The 11,123-nt window shown below is 68.6% G+C and carries 8 protein-coding genes; 4 read left to right on the plus strand and 4 right to left on the minus strand.

Translation table 11 applies throughout. From position 1 onward, the window contains the following. Positions 1–9: 9 nt before the first annotated feature. The 4 genes from DEFCA_RS0111420 to DEFCA_RS20725 form a co-directional block, all read right to left on the minus strand. Positions 10–903 carry an NHL repeat-containing protein gene (locus tag DEFCA_RS0111420; protein ID WP_035802905.1) on the minus strand — a complete coding sequence of 298 codons (894 nt, stop codon included), beginning with the start codon at positions 901–903 and terminating at the stop codon, positions 10–12. Positions 904–979: 76 nt separating this feature from the next. Continuing rightward, positions 980–1,729: a hypothetical protein gene (locus DEFCA_RS19520; RefSeq protein WP_025323154.1), complete on the minus strand. Its 750-nt coding sequence runs from the start codon at positions 1,727–1,729 to the stop codon at positions 980–982. 70 nt (positions 1,730–1,799) lie between these two features. Further along, positions 1,800–3,623, minus strand: a complete 1,824-nt coding sequence (locus DEFCA_RS0111430) for a TonB-dependent receptor (protein WP_169709553.1) — start codon at positions 3,621–3,623, stop codon at positions 1,800–1,802. Between the two features lie 197 nt (positions 3,624–3,820). Then, on the minus strand, positions 3,821–5,578 hold the full coding sequence (locus DEFCA_RS20725; RefSeq protein WP_169709554.1) for a LysM peptidoglycan-binding domain-containing protein: 1,758 nt from the start codon (positions 5,576–5,578) through the stop codon (positions 3,821–3,823). 255 nt (positions 5,579–5,833) lie between these two features. Here DEFCA_RS20725 and DEFCA_RS0111440 point away from each other — a divergent pair, with 255 nt between their 5' ends. The 4 genes from DEFCA_RS0111440 to DEFCA_RS0111455 are packed head-to-tail and all read left to right on the plus strand — an operon-like array spanning position 5,834 to position 11,122. Next, the gene (locus DEFCA_RS0111440) at positions 5,834–7,723 is read left to right on the plus strand and encodes a GspE/PulE family protein (RefSeq protein ID WP_025323157.1); all 1,890 of its coding nucleotides are present in this window, start codon (positions 5,834–5,836) and stop codon (positions 7,721–7,723) included. Further along, on the plus strand, positions 7,720–8,292 hold the full coding sequence (locus tag DEFCA_RS0111445) for a GspH/FimT family pseudopilin (protein ID WP_025323158.1): 573 nt from the start codon (positions 7,720–7,722) through the stop codon (positions 8,290–8,292). The genes DEFCA_RS0111440 and DEFCA_RS0111445 overlap by 4 nt, the downstream gene beginning before the upstream one ends. Beyond that, positions 8,292–8,924 (plus strand): choice-of-anchor X domain-containing protein, encoded by a 633-nt coding sequence (locus DEFCA_RS0111450; protein WP_025323159.1) that lies wholly within the window; start codon positions 8,292–8,294, stop codon positions 8,922–8,924. Before DEFCA_RS0111445 ends, DEFCA_RS0111450 begins: the two co-directional genes overlap by 1 nt. 2 nt (positions 8,925–8,926) lie before the next feature. Then, positions 8,927–11,122, plus strand: a complete 2,196-nt coding sequence (locus DEFCA_RS0111455; RefSeq protein WP_035802909.1) for a PilX N-terminal domain-containing pilus assembly protein — start codon at positions 8,927–8,929, stop codon at positions 11,120–11,122. Position 11,123: the final 1 nt, after the last annotated feature.

An 11,123-nucleotide genomic window follows, 5' to 3' on the forward strand; every position in this document is an offset into this window, starting at 1 on the left:
CCGTACGGTTCACTGCCGTTCGAACTTGAGTACGCGCCGGCCGGCCCGGTCCGCCACGTACACGTCCCAGTTCCGCAGTACGAAAAGCCCCGCCGGCTCGAACGCCTCCCCCTCGGCCGGCAGGATCTCGGCTATCTTCTCCCCCCGCCGGTCCAGGACCCAAATCTTTCCGGTGGCGCGGTCCGAAAGGAACATCCGGTAGAACGTGGGCTCCACCACGACATCCTCGACCTGCGCCCCCTCGGGAAGCCACGACGAGAGATCGAGGGTCTCCTCCCACTCTCCGTCCAGGTCGAACCGCTCCAGACGCCGCCATCCCCGGCTCAGCACCCACAGGCCGCCGCGGCCTTCCGGAGTGTAGGCCACGATCACCGGCTTGCCCAGGTGGTCACGCCGCCTCCCGGTGCGGCGGTCCCACGAGGCCAGGAACGTGCCGTCGGGCCGGAACACCTGGACCCGTTCGTTGCCCGGGTCCGCCACGTAAAGACGGCCGCGGCGGTCGAACGTTACGTCGGCCGGGTGCCGAAACCGTCCGTCGCCCCCCCCCAGGCTGCCCAGAACGAAGGCCTCGTTCCCGGCCTCGTCCACCACCACCAGCCGGTGGTTGCCCGTGTCCACCACCCACAGTCGACCGTCCGGCCCCCGGGCCAGGCGCTGGGGCCTCCGCAGACGCAGATCCCCGGAGCCCCGGCTTCCCCCGAAGGTCCCCTGCCACCGTCCCGATCGGGCGAACCGCACCAACGCTTCCCGCTTTCGGTCCAGCACGGTCACGGTGCCGTCCCGATCCACGTCCACGTCCACGGGCTCGCGCAGCTCGTTGCGACCCCGGCCGTGCTCGCCGAACCCCTCAGCCGCCCTCCAGGACATCACCCGGGCCGAAGCCCATCCCCCCCAAACGATCACGAGGAGTCCGAGGGTGGCTCCCAAGCGAAGACGCCCCCGCGATGTATGACGCATGCCCGGGCACCCCCTCGGCGGCCTACTTCGGCTTCACCTTGAGGAGGATCTCTTCCGTCTGCTTCTCTGGGGCCATCTCGGTCTCGGCGGGCTTTGCCTCCTCGGCCGCCGGTGCGCCCTCTTCTCCGGCCAGCTCCCGGGCCTTGGCCGCTTCCAGCATACGCTGGACCTCGGCCTCCCGAGCCTTGCGGAACTCGGAGTCCAGGCGGGCGACCAACCGGGCCACCCCCCGGGCCGCCACGGCGTTGGGGGACGGCCCCTGGTTCACCCCGAGGATCTCGCCCAGGGTCGTGCTGGACTTGGCATAGGTCCGGCCGCTCCACAGGATGTCCCCGTTCTCGGTGTCCACCATGTTGACCTGGAGCGCGAACTCCACGATCTCCGAGTTCTCCTCCCGGCCGTACACCAGGAGGTCGCCCAGGATCAAGGCCTGGGCCTGGAGCTCCTCACCGATCTTGCGCACGATCTCCCGATCGAGCCCCTCGGTGTTCCGCAGCTTGAGCTTCTTCATGAGCTCGTTCACGTACCGGGGCTCCTCCACCTGTTCGAAGGTGCCGCGGTTCAAGAGCTCTTGCAAAAACAGGTTTTCCGCAATCTTGGGCGCCTGCGCCCCCTCCACCACGCTGTCGAAGGGCAGCACCGCAACCTTCTTGATATTACCGTACTGGCGTTGGCCGGTGGGGGGCTTGACGTAGGTCTTCACCGACGCCCCCGCGCATCCCATCATGGTGGCCAGCACGATCGCGCCTGCCGCCCACAGTGTCCGACGCATGATGTCTCCTCCTCGTCTCATGGGGTCCTCGGATTCCTTCGTCTCACGCCGAGGAACTGGCGTCACCTTATCAGAACTGCCCCTGCACCTCAATCAGGTACCGGTGGGTGTCCCGCCGGTCCCCTTCGAGCTGTTGATCCAGCTCCCACTCAAAATTCACGGACAACAACCCCTCCAAGAACTCCGCCGACAGGGTGATCTGATGGTTCCGGGTGTCCTCCGCCTCGCTCTTCTTATCGAGCTGATACTCATAGCTCAGATCGTACTGATCAAAGATCGTCCAGTCGTAGGAGGCCGAGTACGTATAGTCGACCGTGGGACCCTGATCATCTTCGCTCTCGTCCGATGCCTTGCGCGTCAAACTGAGCTCCAAGCCCATTCCATCGAAAAAATCCGTAAAAGAGAGGGTCACATCGGTGTCGTCGTCCCGCCGAATCGTCGACTTTCCTTCCGCCGGGTCCGTATGCGTCCGGGTGTACGTGTGATCGAGGCTCAGCGTCGTCACATCGCCCAGGGTGAGCTCGTACTGGATGCCCACCTCCCACTGCCGCTCCACGTCTACCGTATCGGTCAGGAGATCCTCGTCCTCGGTGTAGGTGTAGTCCGGGGTGAGGGTGAGATTGGGCAGTCCCTCGTACGACAGGGTGAACTCCAGGTCCCAGTTGCGCTCGTTGGTGCTTCGCTCGCCGTTCTCGGTGGTCTGGTTCCAGGTCCGGGTGACGGTGAAGGCGACCTGATCGTTCCAGAACGAGCTGTCCAACTGGATCTCCCAGGTATCGTCCAGGGTGTCGTCGGTGGCCTGGGTCGGGTCCGCGAACCACTCGATCTGGTCGCTGCGATCGAACGAGGGAGAGATCGTGATGTTTTCGAGGGGGCTGAAGTCCAGGGCCGCCGAGTAGTCCCGCGTGATCGAGTAGGAACCGGGCTCGGCCCCCCGGGTGTCCTTGCGCTCGTCCGAGTAGTCCAGATCGATGTCGATCGTGTCCGTGAGGGACCGGCCGTAGGAGATCTCCCCGGTCCAGGTGTCGGTGACCTCCACCGGCGCCGCCTGCTCCAGGTCCTTGTCCCAATCGATCTCCCGGTCGAGGCTCAGCTCCAGATCGTCCAGCGGATCGAACGTGATCTGGGCCTGAACGTTGTTCTTCAGGCTGTCGTCACGCTGCAGCACGTCCCCGTCGTCGGAGAGCGTCAGGGACTGCTGGCGCTCGTTGGTCCACTGGGCCTCCAGCTTGAACCGGTCGCCGAACTCCCGGTCGAACGAGATGTCCACGCTGTAGTCCCGGTCTTCCGTGTCCGAGTCGGGGTTGATCTGGTCGTCGGTGGTGTCCCTGCGGACATCGAACGACAGATCGAGCAGGTCCCACAACGCGTAATCGAGGCTGGCCTCCCGCGAGGTGTCCACCGTCTGGGTCACCCCCCCCTCTTTGGAGAGGTCGCGTTGGAAACTCAGCTTGAGGTCGGGTAGGGCCTCGCCCGCGGGCTCCATGGTGAGCTCGGCCTGCCAGGAGTCGTCCCGGGTCGTCTCCACCTCGGGGTCGTGGGAGGACTTCTCGGAGGTTTCCCAACTCCCCGTGAGGGTCCACCAAGGCCCCTGCAGCTCCATCTCCACGGAGGGCTGGACCTCGCGGGTGTCGTAGTCGGGTTCGTTGATCTCGTCGGTGATGTCGAGACCGAGGTCGAGGGTGAAGGTGAGGGTGGGATGGATCTGGAGCTCGTAGGAGATGGAGTAGGACTGGTCCACCGTCTCGGTGGTGTCGCTCCCCTCCGCCGTCACGTCGGTTCGGCGCTCGTCCGAGACGGAGGCGTCCACGGACCAGGTCGCGGCACGGGAGACTCCCGGGGCCAGGGCGGCCAGGCACACAAGTGCAATCGCGGAAAGCCGGGGCTGGGGCATGCGTCCCGCCTGTCCCTCCAAGACAAGAGCGTGGCCGACCCAGCGGCCACGAGGTCCGTTGCGCTCCGAGCCCGCTCGCGGGGCCGGCCCCAAAAGGGAAAAGGAATGAAATGAACTCGCCCCAGGCCACCCCACATGGCCAAAAGTCCGGCGTTTTCTAGCAGAACGGTCCGGTTTGTGTCAACGAGGACATGGGCCTACCCCCCCGAACCCGACACCGGCACCCGAAGCTCGTCGCCGGGCCGCAACACATGGTCCGGCCGCAGGCCGTTGACCCGAAGAAGCGTCTCCAGGTCGACACCGTACCGGCGGGCGATGCCCCACAGGGTGTCGCCGGGCTCCACCACGTGTACGGTCCCCCCCTTGGCGACCGCCACCGGCTCCACCCGGAGCACCTGCCCGGGCCGCAGCACGCCCCGCCTGGGAAGGCCGTTCCACCGTTGCAACCGGGCCACGGTGGTGCCGAACCGGCGGGCGATGCCCCATAGGGTGTCGCCCGGTCGCACCCGATACTCCCCCATCCGAACTGGGGTATCGACCCGACGCCCGCGGGACTTGACCGCCCTTCCCCTTGGGACCGGGATCACCAGGTGCTGGCCGGGCCTGAGCCGGCGGGCGGACCGGACCCGGTTCAGGTCCCGGATCGCCGCCACCCGGGTGCCGAACCGCCGGGCGATGCCCCACAGGGTGTCGCCCGGTTCCACCCGGTACCGCTGGAAGGACAGCCGCCGGTCCGGCGGCAGCCGCTCCAGGGCGGCGGCCACCAACTCGCCCTTCCCCACCGGCACCCTCACGGGGTAGGCCGAAGATCCCGGCGGGGTGCAGCCGCGCAACAACGCAGGGTTCAACCCCTCGACCACGCGGCGGTCCACGGCCGCCAACCTCGCCACGGTGCCCACGTCCACCGGGGAGTCCACGAGAACGGTGTCGTAGACCCAAGGATCCGCCTCCCGCTTCCACGTGAGACCGTAGGCCTCGGGGTTTCTCGCGATGGCCACCGCGGCATAGAACTTGGGTACGTACCGGCACGTCTCCGACCGCAGCCCTCCGGCCGCCAAAAGCCCCCAGAAATCGGAGACGTTGCACCGGCGCAACGCCCGCCCCACCGCACCCGGCCCCGCGTTGTACGCGGCCAAGGCCAGGTTCCAGTCCTCGAACAGGGCGTAGAGCTCCTTCAGGTGTCGGGCGGCCGCCCGGGTCGCGAGCTCCGGGTCCAGGCGCTCGTCCACCCACCAGTCCACCCGCAGCCCGCTGGCCCGCGCGGTGGACTCGATGAACTGCCACATCCCCACCGCCCCTGCGGGTGAGCGGGCGTCGGGCTTGAAGTGGCTCTCCACCAGCGCCAGGTACGCCAACTCCTCGGGCAGCCCTTCGTCGCGCAGCACCCGGCGGATCATCGGGAGGTACCGCTCCCCCCGCTGGAACGCGAGGGTCAGGGTCCTGCGCCGGGGGCCCGAGAACTCCTCGAGCAGCGAGGTCACGGCCGGGTGATCGGGGATCGGAAGCCCCTCGGGCTCCTCTCGGGCCTGGTTGGTTTCCTCCGGCGCGGGGGAGCGGGGCTCCGGCGCCTCGGCAACCGGCTTCCGGGCCTCGTCCGGGACCGTCGCCGGAACGGGCGGGGGCGGAGGCTGGGCCGGCACGGCCGGCCGCTCCCCCTCCGTGCTCCCCTCGCGGCCCGCCCCGTCGGCGGGGGGGAGGGGTCCGACCGGTGGAGACGCATCGGCGGACGCCGGCGGCGGCTCGGGTTCGGGGGAGTCGGCAGGGATGGGGGCCACCGGCTCCGGGCGCGGCGGCGCAGGCCCGGCCGGCGCGGGGGCGGCGATCCCGGCACCCGGAGTCTCGGCGGCGGGCGGGGCCGAGCGCACCTGCGCCTCTTTGACGCCGGGTGCCACCGCACAGGCCCCGAGCCCCGTGGCCATCAGGGCCGTCCCCAGAAGCACTCCCAATCGCCTCAACGGCAGACTCCTTTCCTCGTCGTGGTCGACCAACTCCGTTGGTGCGCCTTGAGTTTTTCGGCCGGTGGGCCGATCCGGTTGGTACCTCGGAAGCGGGTCCTCGACACGATCCGGGGGGAACGGGAACGGGGGCCCCGCCGAACGAAGCCCCCCACCGGGGAGCCCCCGTCCACTGGAACCCGAGGGGAAGGGCCGGTAGCATGGCGGTTCCTACTTAGCAGACCCCCCTCTTCCGGGACAAGGAGAAAGCCCATCTTGCACGATCCGTGCACACCCGATCCCGACGTCCCCTTCCGGGGCGTCCTGGACGTGGATTTCCTTGCCCGCGTGTGCCTGCGCCGCGGCCTCCTGACGGAGTCGCAGGCCCGGTTCGTGCGGGAACGGGCCGGCATCCAGGCCGCGGCCCTCCGGCGCAGGGTGGGACCGGACCTCGCCTCGGACCCGGTGGAGCTCTTGCTGTCGTTCGAGCTGAAGCCCCCCGGCTCCGACTCCCCCCTCGACGCCGACCAGGTGCTGGCCGCGCTGGCCGATGCGGCGCGGGTGCCCAGGATCCAGATCGACCCGCTGAAGCTCGACGCGGCAGCCATCGTGCGGTCGCTGCCCAGGGCGTTCGCCCGGCGGCACGCCGTGCTGGTGCTCGACCCCGGGGCCGATCCGGTGCCGGTGGCGGTGGCCGATCCGTTCGATGTGGCCGCGCTGGAGACGGTGCGCCAACGGCTGGGCAAGCCCTTGCAGCCCAGGGTCGCGGCCCGGCGCGAGATCCTGCACCTGATCCGGGAGATCTACGGGTTCCAGACCTCCGTGGCCGCGGCCGAGCGGGACCTGGGGGAGCTGCACGATCTCCAGAACCTGGAGCAGTTCTTCCGGATGCGGCCCGAGACCGACCTGGACTCGACCGACAGCCACATTGTGCGCGCCGTGGACCACCTGCTGCGGTACGCCCTGGACCAGCGCGCCAGCGACATCCACATCGAGCCCAAGCGGGAGCAGTCGGCGGTGCGGCTGCGCATCGACGGGGTGCTGCACACCGTGCACCGGTTCTCCCGGCGGATCCACAGCGCCATCGTGTCGCGGATCAAGACCCTGGCTCGGATGGACATCGCCGAGAAGCGCCTTCCCCAGGACGGCCGGATCAAGACCGAGCACGAGGGGCGGTCCGTGGAGCTGCGGGTGTCCACCCTGCCCGTGGCGTTCGGCGAGAAGCTGGTGCTCCGGATCTTCGACCCCCAGATCCACGAGAACGACCTTCCCGACCTGGGCCTCCAGGGAGCCGACCTCGAGGCGGTGGAGGGGTTCCTGGACCGCCCCCACGGGCTGGTGTTGGTCACCGGCCCCACCGGATCCGGGAAGACCACCACCCTGTACGCGGCCCTGCGCCGGCTGGCCACCGAGGCCCGCAACGTCTCCACGGTGGAGGACCCCATCGAGAACGTGGTGGAGGCGTTCAACCAGGTGGGCGTGCAGCCCCAGATCGGGCTCACCTTCGCCTCGGCCCTCCGCACCCTTCTGCGGCAGGATCCGGACGTGATCATGGTGGGGGAGATCCGCGACGGGGAGACCGCCCGGATGGCGATCCAGGCCTCGCTGACCGGCCACCTGGTGCTGTCGACGGTTCACACCAACGACGCGCCGAGCGCCGTGAGCCGGCTCCTCGACATGGGGGTGGAGCCCTACCTCCTCTCGTCCACCCTGCTCGGCGTATTGGCCCAACGCCTGGTGCGCACCCCCTGTCCCCACTGCAGCCGCCAGGAGCCCCTTCTGCCGGCCCATGCCGAGGCCCTGCGGCTGCCGCCCAACACGCTGGAACGCCGGGGCAGGGGCTGCCCCCGGTGCCGCCGAACCGGCTACCTGGGCCGCACCGGCGTGTACGAGGTGCTTCGGATCACACCGGAGCTGGCCGAGGCGATCCACCAGGCCCGGCCCACCGCCCACCTCGGGGCATTGGCCCGGACCGCGGGGATGCGCACCCTTCGCCAGGCCGGAGTCGCCCTGGTGCTCGAGGGCCGGACCACCGCCCTCGAGGTGCTGGCGGTGACCCCGCCGAGCCCCGAAGACCCGTTCGTGACGCCTTCGGTGAAACGGAACGCGGCTTGCAGCGTATCCGAGGGGAACCACCCCACGGCTCGGGGAGGAACAACGCCATGAGGGCTCACCGCCGCCGGGGATTCACCCTGGTGGAGCTCATGATCACCATCGCAGTGATCGGCATCCTGGGGCTGGTCGTGACCCCGGGGATCCTCACCTACATCCCCCAGTACCGCGTAAACCGGGCCGCCAAGGCCCTGGCCACCGAGATGAACCTGGCCCGCATGCGGGCCATCGCCAAGAACCGCATCCACTACGTGGTGTTCGCGGCCGGCTCGGACCAGACGGTCAAGGTGTACGAGGAATCCACCAACGACACGTCCTGGTCCACCTCGGACACCTTGGTGAAGACCGTCGCCCTGGCGACCGAGTTCCCGAACGTGCGCCTCGATTACAATTCCGTGACCGGCCTGGACGGAACCACCCTCACGTCCGCCGTGACGTTTCCGAGCGGCCGCGCCGTGTTCCTGCCCAACGGCCTGCTGTCCACCCCCGGTGCCTTCTACCTGATGCCCGCCGGCGACAAAGACACCCGGAACGACCGCCTGCGGGCGGTGGAGGTGGGCCGCGCCGGTCAGGTCACGCTGTACCGGTACGACACGGCCTCGTCGTCGTGGGAGGAGATGTGATGCGGGCCCGGTCGGACGTCCGGACGGTGGGCCGTCGGGACGGGGGGTTCACCCTGGTCGAGACGCTGGTGGCGTTGGTGGTGCTGGCCGTGGGGCTTCTGGCGATCGCCAAGATGAGCATCACCTACGTACGGGCCAACTCCTACAGCCATCTGCTCTCCGAGGCCACCGTGGCGGCCCAGGAGAAGATGGAGCAGCTGCGCTCCTACGCCGCCTCGGAGCGGGGCGACCGATTCAGCGTGTTCGACTTCGACTACCTGATCAGCACCGACCCCGCGTTCACGTCGGTGGAGGACCCGCCGGGCAGCGGCACCTCCAAGACGGTGCCAGGCCTCTTGTCCGGATCCAATGGCGGATCCCCCGTCACCACCACCGGCGGCACGGTGTACGAGGTCCTGTACGACGACGGCAATCACGGCGACGGCGCGGCCGGCGACGGGGTGTACGGCGCCACCGACACGGTCACGATCGAAGGGACGGGGTTCACGATCGCTCGGACGTGGACCGTCGAACCCATCCCGATCAACGGCCAGACCAACTTCGCCCGCGTCACCGTGGAGTGCTCGTGGACCGACCGTTTCGGCCAGACCCGCACCGTGCACCTGGAGTCGCTGGTCCACCGGAGGCAATGAAGATGATCCCGCGAGGTTACGGAGAACACCGGCCGGGCACTCGGCACGGGCCGGCAGGCCGACACGCCATCGCGAACCGCCGACGCTCGAACCGGGGCACCGTGCTCGTGGCCGCCATGGTGATCCTGGCACTCCTGTCGCTGCTGGGGGCGGGCAGCCTCCTGAACGCCACCCTCGACACCCAGCTCGCCCGCAACCAGGCAACCAGCAAGGAGGCGTTCTACGCGGCCGAGGCGGCCCTGGAGGTGGGGGTGGGCCGGGTCATGGCGGCCTTCCGGGACGAGCTGCGGCCCTACACCCCGGGGACCACGGCCGACTGGACCGAGCCGTCCACGGCAGGCGGAGACCCCTACGACAACCCGTTCAACGGGTTCACCACCGAGTTCAAGATCACGAACTCCCTCGACCCCAACAACCCCGGCGCAGAGCCTGACCCGTTCCTGTTCACCACGGTCGAGAACAACCAGCAGATCATCCACTTTGCGTACGAGTACCAGGTGGAGGCCCGGGCCACCAGCGCCCTGGGCAGCGAGAGCATGGCCGAGACCGTGCGGGTGCTGGAGACCCCGCTGGTGCAGTACTACATCTTCTTCGAGGACGACCTCTCCTGGCACAACGGTCCCACCATGAACTCGTGGGGAAGGGTCCACACCAACGGGAACCTCTACTTTGCACCGGGGAGCGGCGGGATCTGGTTCCGGGACTATGACAACGCCGGGGCGGCCGCGCCCCACATCCTGACGGTGCACGGTGAGATCTACTCCGGAAAGTACCTGTTCGAAGGCAACACCATCGGCACGCGCTCGTCCGGGCCGGTGCGGGTGCGGGTGAGGAACCTGACCTCACCCCCAACCATACCGGTGACGACGGGGGACTGCGAGCAGATCAACACCAGCATCACGGCCACGAACGCCGGGGTCCAGGAGGCCCGCTTCGTGGACGCCAACGGCACCTACCACGTTCGCGTGGGCGTGGACCGGATGCCGAGCGCCTCGTACCAGACCCTCGCCCGCGACGGGTTCTACGAGGCCGCCGCCGACGACCCCAAGAAGCCCGACGTGGATGGCATAAAGATCGTGGTCGAGGGGGGCGCCCTGAAGATCTACTTCACCCCGAACGGCGGCGTGCAGGAGGACGTGACCGACCTGGTGCACAACTACTGGGTGGACGCCCTGGGGAACCCGGTGAACTTCGGAGCCTGGTCCACAGGGGCCAAGACCATGGCCGACGGCAACGTGGCGACCACCGTCACCCAGCTTCAGCCGGGAACCATGGTGTACTCGCCCGAGGCCCCCGTGACCACCGACGACACCGGGGCCGGATCGTACGACGGCACCCGGGGCAACATGAACCCCTGGTACCCCTGCATCCTCGAGCGTCGGGACCCCCGCGAGAACAAAGAGGTGGACTTCACCGTGATCGACCTGCAGAGGCTCGAGCTCTGGTACCGGGACTACCTGGACTGGTCGGACAACGGCTCGTTCGACGGCAGCGTGGATCCGTTTGCCGACGGCCGGAGCCTGCTCATCTACGTCTCGCGCTCCCTCTCCGGCGGCGGGTTCGCCTCGGGCACCGGGGCGGGGAACCTCCAGGCCGTGAAGATTATCGGGTCCCGGGCGGGCCGCACCCGCACCACCAACGACCGGCAGGACGGATCCTCCCCCACCCTGGTGACCCGCACCAGCGTTGTCACCGACAACCCCGTGTATTTGGACGGCGACCTGAACGTAGCGAGCCCAGGAGGGTCGGACGCCCCTGCCGGCCCGGGGGGGTTGGCCATCGTGAGCGATGCCGTGACCCTTCTCTCCAACAACTGGGGGCCCAGCCACAACGGCCAGACCGGGGGCACCTATACGAAAAACTCCGCATCGAACTCGGCTTTTAACGCGGCCCTGTTCACCGGCCGGTTCAACTTCCGCTCGGGCGGATCCGGCGAGGAAGCCGGGATCCACAACTTCCCTCGGTTCATCGAGAGCTGGTCGGGACGCGAGTGCCACATCACCGGATGCCTGATCAATCTGTGGTTCAGCCAGCAGGCCACGGCCGAGTTCCGGTGCTGCGGCACAGGCACCGGCGACGTGTACACCCCCCCGCAGAGGTTTTTCGGGTGGGACGTGAACTTTCAGAGCCAGGACTACTGGCCTCCCTACGTGCCGAGCATCTACAGCGTGGAACGCGCATCCTGGCGCGAGGATTAGG

It is taken from the genome of Deferrisoma camini S3R1 (assembly GCF_000526155.1).
GTDB lineage: Bacteria > Desulfobacterota > Deferrisomatia > Deferrisomatales > Deferrisomataceae > Deferrisoma > Deferrisoma camini.

What these genes read in the sequence shown, in the direction of transcription:
- DEFCA_RS0111450 (WP_025323159.1), top strand. Translation starts at nt 8,292, where the DNA reads ATGCGGGCCCGGTCGGACGTCCGGACGGTGGGCCGTCGGGACGGGGGG.
- DEFCA_RS19520 (WP_025323154.1), bottom strand. Translation starts at nt 1,729, where the DNA reads ATGCGTCGGACACTGTGGGCGGCAGGCGCGATCGTGCTGGCCACCATG.
- DEFCA_RS0111445 (WP_025323158.1), top strand. Translation starts at nt 7,720, where the DNA reads ATGAGGGCTCACCGCCGCCGGGGATTCACCCTGGTGGAGCTCATGATC.
- DEFCA_RS0111430 (WP_169709553.1), bottom strand. Translation starts at nt 3,623, where the DNA reads ATGCCCCAGCCCCGGCTTTCCGCGATTGCACTTGTGTGCCTGGCCGCC.
- DEFCA_RS0111455 (WP_035802909.1), top strand. Translation starts at nt 8,927, where the DNA reads ATGATCCCGCGAGGTTACGGAGAACACCGGCCGGGCACTCGGCACGGG.